This is a genomic window from Frankia sp. CoBUL1 (assembly GCF_978021245.1).
Genome location: NZ_CDXDOS010000019.1, coordinates 1 through 16,301 on the forward strand (window position 1 = coordinate 1; position 16,301 = coordinate 16,301).

General features: G+C 71.4%; 7 protein-coding genes. All 7 read right to left on the reverse strand.

Translation table 11 applies throughout. The features are described from left to right. On the reverse strand, positions 1 to 1,114 hold a 1,114-nt coding region (locus tag AC08OX_RS03485), incomplete at its 3' end, for a beta-ketoacyl synthase N-terminal-like domain-containing protein (RefSeq protein ID WP_476606477.1). Next, a complete protein-coding gene (locus AC08OX_RS03490) occupies positions 1,111 to 1,362 on the reverse strand; it encodes a phosphopantetheine-binding protein (protein WP_476606478.1) in 252 nt (83 codons plus the stop codon). The genes AC08OX_RS03485 and AC08OX_RS03490, both read right to left, overlap by 4 nt. A gap of 10 nt (positions 1,363 to 1,372) precedes the next feature. Next, positions 1,373 to 2,632 (reverse strand): hydroxymethylglutaryl-CoA synthase family protein, encoded by a 1,260-nt coding sequence (locus tag AC08OX_RS03495; protein WP_476606479.1) that lies wholly within the window; start codon positions 2,630 to 2,632, stop codon positions 1,373 to 1,375. Continuing rightward, the gene (locus tag AC08OX_RS03500) at positions 2,629 to 2,898 is read right to left on the reverse strand and encodes a phosphopantetheine-binding protein (protein WP_476606480.1); all 270 of its coding nucleotides are present in this window, start codon (positions 2,896 to 2,898) and stop codon (positions 2,629 to 2,631) included. Before AC08OX_RS03500 ends, AC08OX_RS03495 begins: the two co-directional genes overlap by 4 nt. After that, entirely contained in the window at positions 2,895 to 3,836 is a 942-nt protein-coding gene (locus AC08OX_RS03505; protein ID WP_476606481.1) for an LnmK family bifunctional acyltransferase/decarboxylase, read from the reverse strand. Before AC08OX_RS03505 ends, AC08OX_RS03500 begins: the two co-directional genes overlap by 4 nt. Then, the gene (locus tag AC08OX_RS03510; protein ID WP_476606487.1) at positions 3,836 to 15,412 is read right to left on the reverse strand and encodes an SDR family NAD(P)-dependent oxidoreductase; all 11,577 of its coding nucleotides are present in this window, start codon (positions 15,410 to 15,412) and stop codon (positions 3,836 to 3,838) included. Before AC08OX_RS03510 ends, AC08OX_RS03505 begins: the two co-directional genes overlap by 1 nt. Positions 15,413 to 15,515: 103 nt before the next feature. Then, a partial coding sequence (locus AC08OX_RS03515) for a polyketide synthase dehydratase domain-containing protein (RefSeq protein ID WP_476606482.1) occupies positions 15,516 to 16,301 on the reverse strand: 786 nt, incomplete at its 5' end.

Below are 16,301 nucleotides of genomic sequence, written 5' to 3' on the forward strand. Positions count from 1 at the left end.
TGGGCGACGGTCGCCACGGCCTCCGCGACGAGGCCGAGCTCAGGCAGTGCCCGGTGAGCGCCTTGGTGGAGTTGAGCCAGATGCGGTCCAGGTCGCCGTCGAATACCTTTGCCAATGCCGAAGCCTCGGCCTCGTCGCCGCGTGGTGAGGCCGTGCCGTGCGTGTTGATGTAGTCGACCTCTGAGCGCGGTACGCCCGCCGCAGCGAGCGCTCGGCACATGACCGCAGATTCGCCGTCGACGCTCGGGTCGGCGGAGTGGTTGGCGTCAAGGCGGATCGCGTAGCCGCGCAGTTCGGCGACGCCTGTCGCGCCGCGCCGCCCGGCGGATTCACGGGTTTCGAGCACGAGGCACGCAGCGCCTTCGCCGGGGACGAAGCCGGACCGCGCGACGTCGAACGGACGGCATCGGCCCGCGGGGTCAGTGGATTCTTCGAACGCTGACATTGCGCCGAGATTCAGGTAGCCCTGACGCTGCTGCTCGGACAGCTCGGTGAGCGCGCCGATGACGAGGCAGACGTCTGCCACGCCAACGGCGAGCAGTCGCGCGCCCTGGATGATCGCCGCATTGCCGCTGGCCGACGCCGCGCCGACGGTATGGCCCTCGCCGGTCACGCCGAGCACGGCACTGACGACGGCGACGTGGTTGCTGTCCTGGTACTGGAGTGCGTAGGTAGGTCTGAGAAACGCGGGGTTGTGGTCGAACTCGACCCTGGACTGATCGTCATATCGGCCCGCCAGGTTGTGGCCGGAGACGACGACGGCGACCCGGTCCGGGTCGGCGGGCCGGTCATGCAGCCCGGCCCGCGCCCACCCCTCCAGGGCCGCCAGAACGGAGGCCTGCGCGGTGAGCGGAGCCCGGCGGATGACGCGTCGCGCGCGGGCTCGCACATCCTCGGGAAGGGCTGCCAGGTGTGCGTCGGCGAGGCGCGTAGTGAGGTCGGGCCCGGGGATCCGAGCGCTGAAGAACGCCCAGCCGCCGGATTCTGGGCCCGGGTACGCGGCGATGCCACGGCTGCCGAAGCGCAGCGCGGCGGCGAAGGAGGCCGTGTCGCCGGCTACTGCGGTGAGCACGCCAGTGCCGGTCACCAGAGGCGCGGCGGCGGTCGACGTCACGGCAGGTGCCGGGCGAGGACAGCCACGAGCGAGCGCAGATCGCCCACCTGCACGAACTCCGCGACCGGCACGGCCACGTCAAGGTCCTCCATGGTCATCGAGACGATCTCGGCGCGGTCCACGGAGTTGCAGCCCAGGTCGCGCAGAGCCCTGTCGATGGTCACCTCGACCGGGTCGATGTCGTCGACCACGATCAACACGTTTCTGCGCACAGCGGTGAACACACGCTCCTCGGCGGGAGTCGACATGACGGTCTCCTTACAACCAGGCGTAGTGCCGGTGGTAATCCTTGGTGGCGACGTGGGCGAGCAGATCGCCAGTACCAAGATCGGGGACGAGGTGGCGGTACGCATCGAGGTCGACCGTGGCGTCGGCGACCGGCGCGAGGCACTGCAGAGTCACCGGGAGGAGTTCGGCGTAGGTGGTGAAATCGATCTCGGTGCGGGCGTCCAGGCGGGCGGTGAGGGCGCCAGCGGCGATAGCCGCACGCGACCGGTGGTCGATCGTGCCGCTGAAGAACTCCGACGAGCAGCCGGATCCGTAGGCGTAGAGCCCGAGCCTGGCCGACCCGGCGTATGGCGCATGGTCGATGACGCTGGCGAGCGCCAGATAGACCGACCCTGAGCACATGTTGCCGATGCGCGTGGGATAGACAAGCGAGGGCGCGACCCGGCGGTCGAAATCCTCGTCGACGGAGCCTGCCGAGCCCCGACCGGACTGCTGCTCCTTCATCAGCTTCCGATGACCGGCCTTGACCAGCCCGGCGAACGGCGTGTGCATCGCCAGGTAGTCGAAGGTCTCCGCGAAGTCCGCCCCATCCACCTTGGACGCGTAATCGGCGTAGCTGCGGCTGAGGCAGTCCAGATAGGCGAACAGGGACCGGTCCACGTCGGCGATGTCGAAGGTCGGCGTGGGGCGCGCGGAGTCCATCGTCTCGTAGGAGTGGTTGCCGAAGGCGCCGACGTCGACGGTGAGCACGCGCGGATCCTCGCCAACGAGCAGCGCCACCGCGCCGTGGCCGGTGGCGGGCTCGGCGTAGCCCGCGACCTCGTCCACGAGCGCGATGTCCGTGGCGATGATCAGAACCTTGGCTCCCGGCGACATGCCGGAGGCGACGTAGCCGACGGCGAGTTGCAGCGCGGCCGTGGCTGCGAAGCAGGCCTGCTTGACCTCGAGCACGCGGCACGTGGACGGCAGGCCGAGCTTGTCGTGCACGTAGGAGGCCACGGACTTGCTGAAGTCGAGTCCTGACTCGGTGGAAGTGATCACCAGCTCGATGCGCGCGAGGCCCCCGGGCGACAGCCGGTCGAGCATCGGCTTGGCCGCGTTGACCGCGTTGGTCACCGGGTCCTCGAAGGGCAGGCCGATCGAACGCTGCCGCATCATGATGTTCTCCAGCCGGCCCTCATCGAGGCCGCGGCCGCGGAAGAGCTCGGGCACCGGGATCTGCAACAGGCCCGCATAGACGTTCAGGTCCTCGATGCCGACGCCGCGGGCCGCCGCCTCGTGCGCGGTCACCGGCCCGCCGTCCGGTCCGCGAGGTAGCCGACCAGTGCGTCGACGTCGGGGAGGTCCGCGAAGCCGGACATGCCCTCGTCCAAGCCGAGCCGCTCGATCAGGACCATGATGATCTCCACCCGGTCCACCGAGTCGGCGCCGAGGTCCTTCAGGTGCCGGTCGCCGGAGATCTCGCGGTCGCGCAGGTCCGGCATGATCTCCCGGACGACCTGCTCGACCAGCGTCCGGACGTCGGGGCCGGCCGCCGCGTCTACGTGTTCGCTCATGGCTCCTCCTTCGGGTCGGTGTCGTGTCCGAGGTCGAGCGAGCACGCGGCGATCGGGCGGCGCGTGCCGTGCTCGAACACGGCGACGTCCACCTGTTCCAGGCCGGGCCGCTCCCCCGGCCCCCAGCCGATCTCGGTGTCCAGCACGGTGTCGGCGTCGGCGTTGCCGAACAGGCACATCTGCTGGTCGACCACCACGCGGCCCAGGAAGCTCGCCGTACTGCGGCCGAGGTGCCGCCACATCGCCAGCAGCGCCTGGTCGGCCAGGGAGAAGTAGGAAGCAAAGTAGAGCAGCCCGGCGCCGTTGAGATCGCGGGTGATGTCGACGGGCGCGGACAGCGCCAGCGTGCGGACCGTCCGGGTCGGCACCGGGCGCGGGGTGCCGGTGGCCAGGGCGCGCCGGAAGGGTTCGCGCGGCGAGTAGGCCGGATCGAGCCGGGGCAGGTCCGCAGCGCGGAACACGGTCGGCGAGGCAGGCGCGAGGTCGCGGTTGGAGTCGGAGCCGCTCCGGCTCACCCACCTGTTGTAGTGCTCGACGTAGAGGCTGCCCGGATCGTCGAACGCGAAGAACTCGGACTCGATGATCGGGCTGCGGGGCGCGGGGCCGGCTTCCGCGCGACGCAGCCGGTGCAGCGTGACCAGGGACTCACCGCCGATCCCGAAGACGCGCGAGTCGACGGCCAGCCGGTCGCCGAACCCCGGGCTGCGCAGGTGGAATCGGCGGCTGCCGACCACGCGGTAGTAGCAGAAGGACAGGTACGTAGGCTCGCCTTTCTCGTTCCGGGCGCGCAGGACGTCGAGGTCGCAGGCCTCGCCGACCAGGTCCCAGGTCCAGTCCCCCATCCTGCCGATCAGCAGCGAGTTGTGGCCGCACATGCTGGGCGTGACGAGGTGCGTGGCATGGCGAATCGAGGCGTCGGCTGCGGACCTGGCGGGCATCAGCGGCTCATCGCCGTCGGATCAGCGTGCTGCGCATGCTTGCGCAGGAACGGCACGAGTTCGCGGTGCACCTCGTCGACGTGCGTGACGAAGGGGAAGTGCCCGGCGCCCGGCAGCTCGACGAAACGTACGTCGGGGATCGCGCCGTGCAGCAGGTGCGCGGCCTTGAGCGGCACGACGGTGTCCAACCGGCCATGCAGCACGAGAGTGGGCACGCTGATCGACGGCAGCGAGGCCATCAGCGTGGGCTGGGCCGCGAAGACGTCGAGGTAACTCAGCCCGATCTTCGGGTCCATGCTCTCCGAACGCAGCAGCACCTGCTGCCAGCGTTCGCGTTGCCGTGCCAGTTCGCCGGTCGAGTCGTTGGCGATGATCTTGTCGAAGTCCTCGTCGGCGACGGTGCCGAGCCGGTTGACCTCGCCCATGCGGTTGCCGACCCTGTAGGAGGTGCCGATGAGGGTGAGCGAGAGGACGTCCGCCGGGAAGTTCAGAGCGAACGTCTGCGCGACGAGTCCGCCGAAGGACGCACCGCCGACGTGGACGGGCCCGTCGACGCCGAGTTCGCGCAGGGCGATGCGGTTCAGCCCGGCCAGCCCTGCGAGGGAAAGGTCGGCCGCCGCGGTGGTGTCGCCAACGCCCGGATTGTGCACGGCAACCACCTGGAACTCCCCGGCCAGCGCGGCGAACTGCTCGGCGAATACGCCGGCGCTGATGTTGAACGGGTGCATGAGCAGCAGCGTCGGGCCGTTGCCAACAGTGAAGAACTCGAGCTTGCCGGTGTCCGCGGGAACCAGGTGGCGGCGGGTCGAGGGCGCGCGCTCAAGCAGCACGGCGTGGTGGTCGCCACGGGCCCGCTCGCCCTCGCGCAACGCTTGGCCGATGTCCTCGGGCAGTAGCTCCGCGGGATGGAAGACCCCTGTCGCGGCGGCCATGACGGCGACCGCAGCGCCGACCGGCAGTAGGTCGAGCGGCTGCGGGTCGGTCAGGGCGGCGGCGAGGGCGCGTCCCGCCGCGAGGCAGCGTTCGATGTCGAGGCCGAGCGGCACGGCCAGCCTGACGAGCCGCAGGTGCTTGGAACCGACCGCCGAAGTGGGGATCAGGTGCGGCCCGGCACGCAGTCCCGTCCGCTCGAACAGCCAGGCCAGGAAGCTGGGCACCGGAGCGTGCAGGCCGGCGAAGGCCGGGAGTTGCGCGACGTCGAGGAGCACGCAGTGCGCGCCGGGGGCAGGGCCGACGAGCGCCTGGCGAAGGCTGTCGCGTTCACGTGCCGCGCTGAGCTCGTCCCAGAGTGCTTGGACCGCATCGAGGCGGGCGGCCACGGCTTCACGTATGCGGTCGGTCTCGGAGAGGGCGGTGCCGACCATGCGCCGGGCGTTGACGCCGAGCTCGGCTCCGTGTGCTGCCACGTGTTCGGCGAGTGCGGGGTGCGAGGTAGCAAGGATGCCGCCGAAGTCGAGGCCGAACTCCTTGGCGAGGCTGATGGTGATCGCGTCGGCGAGCCCGAGCATCTCGCGCACGATCTGCCACACGTCGCGGCCGCGTTGACCTTGTTCGTGCCGTGATATCAGGATCGCGTTGCCGACGATCCTGGTGGCGTCGAGGACGAGCGGCACCCCGGCAGCGGCGGTCGCCTCGCGGGCCTGGCGCAGCTCTGCCAGCGTCAGCGGCAGTCCGCCGCTCGCGTTGCTGCCGATCTCGAGGCAGACGAACGCCACGGGGTTCGCCGGGGCGGCGAGGCGCGTGGGCGACGCGTCGGCGTCATCGGCGGCAAGGGTCTCCGGTTGGAAGCCGTTCTCCAGCAGGCTCAGGTTCCAGGTCGGGAAGAGAGTGTTGTTCAGGACCACGCCGCGCCGACCTGGCCATGCGCGGCACAGCAGCGCCTCGGCACCCCGGCCCGAGCCGGTGACCGTCATCGAGGGGAACGGGAGCCAGGACGGGGGCGAGACTTCGGATTCGCCGCGGCGGGTGCGGGAGCGGGCGCGCAGGTCGGCGACGGCGCTGTCAACGAAGGCCGCGGCGTGCTCGGCCCAGGAGTCGGTGACCAGGTCGAGCTCGACATCGTCGTAGTCGAGGGCCAGCGGGTTCCAACCGTGCCCGGCGAGCCGGGCGCGGCGCGCGGCGGCAGCGTCATCGAGCGTCCCGGATGCGGGCGCGGGCCGAGCGGGTTCCACCGGGGCGAGCTCGACGCGGGTCGTGGCCGCGACCGTGCGCAGGCCCGGCGCGTCGGCCGAGACATCCGGATTGGCGATCATCAGGATGACGTCGGCCACCGACGTGTGCGGCGGATCAGCGGGCTGACACAGGAAGATCGGCGCGTTGACCGGCCGGAACTTGTTCTTGAACTGGAAGTTCCCGGAGCCGAAGATCCCCGCGTCACGCAGCTCGGCGAGGCCGCGCTCGACCTCCTCGGACGCGGTGGGCGAGCTGGCGATCCGCACACCGAAGCTCGCGCCGAAGCTGAAAACCGTGCAGCCCTCCTCGGCGAGCAACTGCAGGATGTGGACGATCGCGTACTCCAGGCCGCCGAGCGCCATGTCCGGCGGGTAGAATTCGAGGTCAAGCAGATACCCGTTCTCCGACAAGATGTTGGTGAGGATCACGGCGCTGGACAGCGTGTCGTTCACGGTGGTCAGGAACATGCGATGCCGGTGGCCGAGTACGCCGTGGGCCAGCTCTTCACGGAAGATCGGCACGTACGGGTTGACCATCTGCTTGCCGCTCGCCCAGCGCTCGATCAGCTTGACGATCCGCGCATCCATCGCGGGATCGCTGCCGACCCGGTACTCGCGCGTCTCGACGCGGCCGGAACGTCCGAACTTGCCGACCATGTAGCGCAGCCTGTTCATCCGGCCGCCGCTCATGCTGAAGCTTTGCAGGTCCTCGAGCCGCTGGACCGCGCCGAATGGCGTGGCGGATAGCGGGACCCCCCCGGCCTCGGCGAGTGGGATCATGGACAGAAAGTTCGAGTTGAGGCCGTGGCGGCGTGTGTAGGACACGTATTCGCCCGCGAGGATCGGGAAGTCGGCTTCCGACCCGGCATAGCTCCAGGCGAGCAGGTCCGTTCCGCGGCGGGAGAAGTTGAAATAGGCGCTGCGCCGCGCGCCCAGGAACGCGAGCGGGGCGATGTCGCGGCCCGCCAGGCCGCCTTCCTTGGCGTGGCGGGCGTCGATGGACGACATCAGCTCTCTGAGCTCGGGCGTCGCGTCGAGGCTGCGCTTGTGCACGATCAGCGGCTCGTCGGCGGAGTCGGGTGTCTCGCCCAACCGTACGCCCGCCCGGACGTCGGGAGCGGCGTTCGTCGCGGCGCGTGCCAGGGCGAGGCGGAGTCCCGTGGCCACCGCCGCATCGCCGTGAACTTCGCGAAGGTACTCGCCGGCCGATGCGGCGGTCGGGTGGTCGAAGAACAGGGTCTTACGAAGCGAGCCGAACTCGCGTTCCAGCGCGCTGATGATGCGGAGCATGTCGAAGGAGGTGAGCCCGTGGGCGGTGAAGTCCTCACCGGGCTGGAGAGCGTGGCCGGTGATGCTCTCAACGATGCGGGTGAGGAGGGCAGCCGGGTCGTCGGTGGGTTCGACGACGGCCTGGGGGTCGATCGACGCGGCGGCGGGCTCGGCTGGCAGAGACGCCTCGGACGCCGCGGAGGCGATGCGCTGGGCGAGGTCGTTCGCACCGTCGAACTCGTAGAGGTCGGCAGCCCTGACTTCGACGTTGTAGAACGTGGCCAGCTCGCGGGCCAGGTCCATGCGGAAGATGGAGTCGAGGCCGAATTCGGTGAACGAGGCGTCGAGCGGGAATTCGGCGGGGTCGATGTCGAGAAGACGCGCCGCGCGGTCGCGGATAACGATCGCGACGTGGGAGGCCGAGACGGACCGCGGCGCCGACGCGGGTGTTGACGCAGCGGGCACGGGAACGGCGGGCTTCTCAGGCTGCCGCTTCTGCTCACGCACGACGGCCGCCGGACGTGCCGCGGTGGGCGTGAGGCGGATGCGCGGGCGTGGGGCCGACGATGCGACCGGGGCCTCAGACGTGGTTTCGACGCGCGTTTCGGCCATGGGCGGAGTACCTCCTGCCAGCGATGCTCGGCCGTCGAACCAGTACGTGGCACCGCGCGGCGCCGGGGTCGGCAGGGTGACGCGGCCGGGACGGCCCTCCGCCCAGTACCGCCGCCAGTCGATCGACCCGCCGTCCGTCCAGCGGGCCGCGTCAGCCCGCAGCGGCTCGGGCACCTCGCCGTCACCGATCAGCACGCTTCCGGCCGCGTCGCCGCCGGAGCCCGCGAGCTCGGCGAGCAGCTTCAGCAGGTCGCTCACGTCGTCTGCGATCAGCGCCGCACGCACGGCGCCGTGACGGTCGGAAAGCTGCAGCGAACAGGCGAGTTCTGCGATCAACGGCTCGGCACGATCGCGGATGTCGTCCGCGAGCGCGGCGGCGCGTGCGGCGAGACTCGCGGCGTCGTACGCACTGACCGGGACCAGCCACGAGCCCGGCGAGGCGGACGGGCCCGGGTCCGACCGGTCGGCGCGCAGGACGACGTGGGCGTTGGTGCCGCCGAAGCCGAAGGAGCTGACGCCCGCGACACGCACGTTCCGGCCGTGCTCGTCGGTGACATACGGCCACCGCCTGGCCTCGGTGTTGACGTACAGCGGGCTATCCGCGAATCGCAGATGCGGGTTCGGCTCGTCGAAGTGGAGTGACGGTGGCAGCACGCCGTTCTGCATCGCGAGCACCGTCTTGAGGAGCCCTGCGATCCCGGAGGCGGCCTCCAGGTGTCCGAGGTTGCTCTTGACCGATCCGAGCGCCAGTACGGGCTCGTGGGGCACGGTGGCTCCGTGCTCGTCGTACAGGCGCCGAGTTGCGCGCTTGATTCCGTCGGCCTCCACGGGGTCGCCGAGCGGGGTCGCCGTGCCATGTGCCTCGATGAAGGTGAGGGTGCGCGGGTCGATCGCGGCGCGTTTGTAGGCGCTGTACAGCGCCTCTGCCTGGAGTGCCGGGTTCGGCGCGGTGAGCGAGGAGGCGCGGCCGCCGTGGTTGACGGCCGAGCCCGCGATCACCGCGTAGACGTGGTCACCGCCGGCCCGGGCGGCAGCCAGGGGCTTGAGCAGCACGACGCCGACGCCCTCGCCGCGCACATAGCCGTCCGCGGACCGGTCGAAGGTACGGCAGCGATGGCCGGGGCTGAGCATCCCGGACTGCCCGAAGGCACGGAACAGGCCCGGGCTCAACAGGGCACTGACTCCCCCGGCGAGTACGGCCTCGCACTCGCCCGCGCGCAGGGCTGTGACACCCCGGTGAATCGCAACCAGGGAACTGGAGCACGCGGTGTCCACTGCCTCGCTCGGCCCGTGCAGGTCGAGGGCGTGCGAGACGCGGTTGGCGAGGATGGAGTGGGCGATGCCGCTCGCGGTGTGCGCGTGGACGGCGGCGCCGCCCACACGCAGCAGATCGTCATAGTCCGCGGTGGAGACGCCCGCGAACACTGCGGTCCGGGAACCAGCGAGGTCGGCCGGGGCATATCCCGCGTCCAGGATCGCGTCCCGCGCGGCGGTGAGGAAGAGCCGCTGCTGCGGGTCCATCACCCGGGCCTCCTGCGGCGAGATCCGGAAGGCGCGCGCGTCGAAGCGCCCGATATCGGCGAGGAACCCACCTTCGAGGCCCTTGAGTTCGGGATCGGCGAGCAGTTCGAGGCGGTCGGCCGGCGGCGCGGTGATCAGGTCGTGGCCCGCGGCGAGGTGCCGCCAGTATTCGTGCATACCGGGCGACCCGGGCAAGATTCCAGCGATGCCGATGATGGCGATCTCGTCTGGGGTGGCAGCGGCGTCCGCGGTGTCAGTCTGGGGGACAGCGGCCTCCGAGACCACCACGTCTGGCGGAACGTCGGCGACTGACGAAGCGGCGGGGGCGAGTTGGGCGGTGTGGTTGCTCGTCAGATAGCGCGCGAGGGCGCTCAGCGTCGTCCACTCGAAGAGCACCGTCGGCAGCAGGTCGAGGCCGTAGAGCGCGTTGACCTGGCCGATCAGCTCGGTCAGCGAGACCGAGTCGAAGCCCGCGTCGAGCAGGTCCTCGGTGAGGTCCACCTCGTCCTCGGGAACCAGCAGGAAGCCGGAGGCGATGCGGCGCAGCTCACACTCGACCGAATCTTGACCGAGCGCCGCCGCACCTCCTGTGGGCTCCGGCGGCGCGGCGGGCACTTCCGGCTTGTCGTCGGCGGCGGCCGCGTGGACGACGAAGCTCCCGGCGTCGTCGGCGAGAGCGGCCTGGAAGACCGCGAGGCCCGACCGGGTGGTGAACGGCACCATCCCCGACCGCCCGGTCAGCAGGCGCAGCGTGCTCGGGTCGGGACTCATGCCGCCCTCGGCCCATAGCGGCCAGCCGACCGCGACCGTGCGTCCAGAGCGGCGGCCCTGCCGGACGAGTTCGGCACGCGCGTCGGCCCACTCCCCCAGATACGCGTTGGCCGCGCGGTAGTCGGCCTGCCCCGGGTTCGGCACCTCGGCAACGACGGAGGAGAAGATGACGAAAAAGTCGAGCCCGTCCTCGCGGGTCGCCTCGTCGAGCGCGGTCGCGCCGAGCACCTTCACGCCCAGGACTTCGTCGAAGTCCGCCGCCGACTTGCGCAACGCACGGCCGTCCCGGGTCACGCCCGCGGCGTGCAGGACGCCGTGCAGGGGACCGTGCAGACGCCGCAGTTCATCTACGAGGTCCGCGACGGACCCGGCGCCCGCCACGTCGCAGACGCGATAGGTCGCGGCACGGCCAAGTTCCGCGACAGCAGCCCGCAGCCGCTCGGTGCCCGCCGACCGGCCGATCAGGGTGACCGATCCGGCGTCCGCGTCCACGAGGTGGCGCGCGAACAGCAGGCCCAGCGCACCGCCGCCACCCGATATCAGGTAGTTGCCGGCAGATCGGATCACACTCGCGCTTATCGACGTGGATGGCATGAGCTCGAAGGCCGTCAGCGCACGGACGAGGCGCTGCCCACCGGTGAACGCGATCTCGGTGACCCCGGTTTCGCAGACCTCGATCTCGGCCAGGAGCGCGGCGGCCCGGTCGGCCGCGGGCTCCGTGATCTCCATGCGGAGCGTGACGGCGGAGAGCCTCGGGTGCTCGGCGGCGAGAGTCCGCAGCGCGGCCGCGGCCGAGCGGCCCAGCAGGTCACACGACGCCACGCCGACGCGGACCGAAACCTCCGGCGAGGCTCTCAGCGCTGCGGCGGAGGCGGCGAAGGGCACCTTGAGGCCGTGGTCGAGCGCGTCGCGGGTGGCGGCGTAACCAGGCAGGTCCTCGTCCGGCGCCGCGGTACAGCACAGCACGAGGCGGACCGGGGCTCCGGCGTCGGCGCGTTCCGCAGCGACGCGATCCAGCTCTGCCCAGTCACGCAGGTCGACAGGACGCGTGTCGCCGCCTGACGCGGTGTCGGACAGGTCGATCACGGGGCGGCCTGCCGAGCGAAGGCGGGCGACCACGGCGTTGCGCAGCGCGGCGTCGGTTCCAAGCAGCAGCGTCGTACAGGCAGCGGTCGGTTCGGGGAGCGCCGATGCCGCGCGCGGGCGCGGTGTCCACTCTGCGCGCTGGAAGACGAGTGGCTGGTCGGCTGCGAGGACGGGCGCGGCGTTCGGCGTGGCCGCGATCAGCCCAGGAACTGGACCGGCGTAACGCTGCCAGGTGTGGAGGCGCTGGAACGGATACGTCGGCAGCTTCGCTCTGACGACCTGTCCCCTCCAGGCCTCGCGCCAGCGCACAGGCGTGCCGGTCACCCACTCGATGGCTGCCGTCCAGCCGTCCGAGTTCGCGTCCACGGCGAGCGGAGGGCGGCTGCGGTCAGGGCGCGCGGGCGCGGCACCCGCGACCAGGTTCGCGTGCCGTTCCGCGGTAGCAGCGGCGCGCAGCGCGGCGACGACGGACTCGGGATTCTGGGCGTGCACGGCCAGCCGATGCGAAAACTCGCGCCGACCGACCTGGCTGGAGTAGCAGAGGGCCGCCAGTCGCGCCGCGTCCGGCCGTTCGGCCTCCACCTGGTCGGCAAGGGCCCTCGCGGCTTCACGCAACGCCTCGCGGGCGCGCGCGGAGAGCAGCAGGACCTCCGGTCCTTGCGCGGGCTCGCCGCCCAATCGGCGCGGCGCATCCTCCAGCACGAGGTGCACGTTGGCGCCGCCCGCCCCGAAGGAGCTGACGCCGGCCCGTCGCGGCCCGCCGTCAGGGGGAGCGGGCCAGTCGATCAGCGCCGTCGGTGACGTGAACCGACGCGCGGCACCGCTGATCTCGTTGCTGACAGTGGTCAGATTCGCGCAGGGAACAATCGCCCCGTGCCGGAGCTGAAGCAGCGCCTTGGTCAGCCCGGCGATCCCGGCCGCGCCTTCGGGATGGCCGATGTTCGCCTTGACCGAGCCCACCGCGCACGCCGTGCCCGCGGGCCTGCCGTCGTCCGTCAGCAGCGCCGAGGCCAGCGCGGACAGTTCGATCGGATCGCCGAGCGCGGTGCCCGTGCCGTGCGCCTCCACGTAGCCGACGGTGGCCCGGTCGATGCCCGATCGGTCCAGAACGTCGGCGATAAGCGCGGCCTGGGCCCGCGGGTTCGGGACGGTGTAGCCGCTGGTGCGGCCGCCCGCGTTGGTGGAGGAGGCGAGGATCACCGCGAGCACCTCGTCACCGTCCTGCTCAGCGTCGGCGAGGGGCTTGAGCAGCACCGCGCCGACCCCCTCGCCCGGCACGAACCCGTCCGCGGACTCGTCGAACACCTTGCACCGGCCGTCGGCTGCGAGCATGTTCCGATTCCCGAGCGCGCGCAGATGCGCCGGGTGAAGGATGAGGTTCACCCCGCCCGCGATGGCGGTGCGGCACTCGCCGCGGCGCAGGCTCTCGCAGGCCAGATGCACCGAGAGCAGCGAGGAGGAGCATGCGGAGTCGACCGCGAAGCTGGGCCCGCGCAGGTCGAGCAGATAGGAGACGCGGTTGGCGACCGACCAGGACGCGGAGTGGGCGTTCGGGTAGCTGCCGTAGGCCCACTGGGTCGCCGCCAGCTGCCCGTAGGAGTGGTACATGGTGCCGACGAAGACCCCTGTCTCGCGGCTGCGGGTGTCCTCGGCGAGCTGACCGGCGCGGTCGAGCAGATTCCAGCAGATCTCGAGGAACAACCGCTCCTGCGGGTCGATGTCCTCGGCATCGCGGGGCAGGATGCCGAAGAAGCCCGCGTCGAAACCGTCGATGTCGCTCAGGAAGCAGCCCCGGCGGCCGATCTCGGTGCCGTCCGGGGAGACCGTGAGGTTCTCTCGCCAGTTCCATCGCTCGGGCGGCACGTCGCTCTCGGCGGTCTCGCCGCGGGAGAGCAGACGCCAGAAGGCGTCGAGGTCCGGGGCGGCGGGGTATCGCCCTTCGACACCGATGACCGCGATGCGCATCGGCTCGTCGCTTTGGGTAGCTGGCTCCGGCGCGTGCGGGACCGCGGTCTGAGCAGTGTGCGGCACGGTGGCCACAGGGACGGTCTCCGAGGTCGGTACGAGGACGGCCTGCACCTGCGTGGCGCGCTCGGCCAGCAGCCAGTCCGCGACCTCAAGCATGGTCAGGTTCTCGAACAGCAACGTGGCGGGCAGCTCGTCGAAGTCCCGCGCAAGTTCATCGATGATGGCAAGGCTGATCAGCGAGTCGATGCCGTACTGGTCGAAGGTGGCGCGCTCGTCCAGGTCTTCAGGGTCGAATTTCATTACCCGGGCGAAGACCCGGCGCACGTGGTCGGTGGCCCGGTCGCGGTCCACCGGGGCATCGGCGGCCTGCGGGCGGTCGGCCGGAGTCCGCAGCCGCGCCATGAGCACGGCCTGCTGGAGCCGGTCGGCGGGAGTGCCGGGCAGCCCGGCGACGTCCTCGACCTCGAAGCCCGCGGCGGTGAGCTCGGTGCGCCACTGGCCGGTGGACAGCAGCGGTCCGCCTGGCAGCCGCCGGTCGGCGTCGTCGAACTTCCACCAGCCGGGCGTGAGGCCGAAGGTGAGGGTGACGAAGGGCGAGATCCCAGTGGCCTCGTTGAGTATCAGCAGTCCGCCAGGCCGTAGCATCATCGCGACGTTGCCGAGCGTGCGCGCGATGGAGGTCGTCGCGTGCAGCACGTTCGTTGTGATGACGATGTCAGCCGTGGCGAGCCGGCTCGCCACGGGCCTGGCCTCGATGTCGAGGATCTCGAAGGTCATGAACGGGTTCTCGCGCCCGAAGGCCTGCTCGCCGTGTTGCAGGAACCGCAGTGAGACGTCCGTGTACTGGTACGTCACGGGGATTGCGGCGAGTGCGCAGGCCTCGATCGGGCCCGCGCTGCCGGCGCCGGTTCCCGCACCGACTTCGAGCACTGTCACGTCGCGGCGTCCGGCGGCGGCGAGCGCGGCGAGCTCGCGCTGGAGTCGTTCGGCGAGCAGCCGGTGGTGAAAGTCGCTGATCGGGTCGCCGCGGTAGACGCGCTCCACCAGGTCGGTCGAGCCACGCGGGAAGAGCACCTCGGTGGGCTGCCGGGTGCCGTCGAGCACGTCCGGCAGTGCCTCCACGCAACGCCGCAGCACGTCGACGTGCGGCGCGAGCGCGGGGTAGGCGGCGAGGAGCTCGTCGGCATCCGGGGCAGCGGCGGGCGGGCCATCGGCGCGGTCGAGGATGCGCGCGAACGAGTCGAGCGCCGCCGCGCCGTACCGGTTCGGGGCGAAACGGGTGCGCAGGAAGGCCTTGAGATCGGCTTCCGGGGAAAGCGCGGCGAGGCGGGCGCGTAGCAGCGCGGCGGCATAATCATCGAGGGCTGCGAAGGAGCGGTGCGCGGACTGAAGGACGTCCGTTTCGCCTGCGACGGCCCCCAGTCGACGCAGGCCCTCCTGCGTGCCCCTGACCACGACGACCTGACCCAGCGGCGACGCCAGCAGCCGGGTCATCGCCGCCATGCCCTCGTCGGGCTCGATCGAGCCGATGCCGATCCGGCCGAACCGGTTCCGGTAGCCGGCGTCCGCCACCGCGCCGACGGAACCCCAGTAACCCCAGTTCACCGTGCGGACCGGGAAGGGCAGGCATCGCGCCAGGTAGGCCGTGTAGGCGTCCTCGAACGTGGTGGCGGCCGCGTAGCTGCCCTGGCCAGGTGCCTCGGTGAAGGCGATCGCGGAGGAGAAGAACAGCAGGAAGTCGAGGTTCTGATCGCGCACGGCCTCGCCGAGCGCGATCACGCCCGCTGTCTTGGCGGCGAGCACGCCCTCCAGCCCGGCGTCCGTTATGCGGAGCAGTGACCGGTCGTGCAGGTCCATCGCCGCGTGCACGACGCCGTTCAGGCCGCCGAACCTGTCGTGAGCCGTGCGGATCGCAGCGGCGAGCGCGCCGGGATCCGCCACGTCGCCCTGGACGTACGCGACGTCGCCACCGAGCGAGGCGATCTCGGCGAGCTGGGTGCGCACGCGATCGTCCGACGCGGCGCGGCGGCCGAGCAGCACGAGCCGGGCTCCGGCGGTGGAGGCGAGGTGGCGGCAGAGCACTGATCCGATGCCCCCGGTGCCTCCGATCACGAGGTAGGTGCTGCCGCGGCGGAACACGTCCGTCGGGTCGGCGGCATTGTCGCCCGGCTGCTCCACCGGGGTCAGGGCTCGAATCCACCGACCGCCGTCGCGCAGGATGACGAGCGCCTCCTCGGGGGACTCGGAGTAGAGCGCATGGGCCAGGTCGCGGTGGCTCCAGTCATTCGGTGCGACGACGTCGATGCATCCGACCGTCCAGCGGCCGAACTCGGCCGCGACGCAGCGGGCCAGGCCGTGCAGGGTCGCGCCCCGCGGCGGCTCGGCGGGCGCGGCCGGGCGGTTCGCCGGCGTGGACGACCTTGATGGTGGTTCCGTCGGCCGCGCCTGCTGCGCCGAGCACACGGACGGCGTTCAGCAGGCGCCGGGCCGATCGCGACTCGTGGTCCGCGAGCGACCCGCCGAGTCCGAGCACGTAGAGCAGGTCAGGTCCCCGGCCGTCGGGGCCGAGCAGCGCCGCTTCGTCGGCGGCGTCGGCGATGGCCGCGGTGTCGCCGTGCGCGCGGTGGACCGCCGCCAGGTCCGCGGCGAGGGGATCGGCCGAGTCGCTCAGCACGACGACGCGGTGACCGGTGCCTGGGGCCGGTCGCAGCGGGGCGGCCGGGCGCAGGACCGGTTCGAGGATGCGCAGCGGCTCGGCGGCGGGCGCGTCGTCGGCGAGCGGACGCAGCGTCAGGCCGCTGATCAGCACCCGGACGTGACCGGACTCGTCCGCGACGGAGACCTGGTACGTGCGGCCGTTCCGGCGGACGTGCACGACACCGCGGGCGGGGGTCGGCCCGAGCACGCCGATCCGCTCGGCGGCGAAGGGGAGCAGAGCGCCGCCCGCGGTGCTCAGCGCGGCAGCCGCCTGCATCGCCGCGTCGAGGAACTGCACACTGACGCAAGCACCGGGCGCGGAGTCCAGCGGGCCGTCGAGGTACGCGAGCACCTCGTCCTCGCCGACCGC

Excerpts from the sequence above, each read along its gene's own strand:
- AC08OX_RS03490 (WP_476606478.1), bottom strand. The coding sequence starts at position 1,362 with ATGTCGACTCCCGCCGAGGAGCGTGTGTTCACCGCTGTGCGCAGAAAC.
- AC08OX_RS03500 (WP_476606480.1), bottom strand. The coding sequence starts at position 2,898 with ATGAGCGAACACGTAGACGCGGCGGCCGGCCCCGACGTCCGGACGCTG.
- AC08OX_RS03505 (WP_476606481.1), bottom strand. The coding sequence starts at position 3,836 with ATGCCCGCCAGGTCCGCAGCCGACGCCTCGATTCGCCATGCCACGCAC.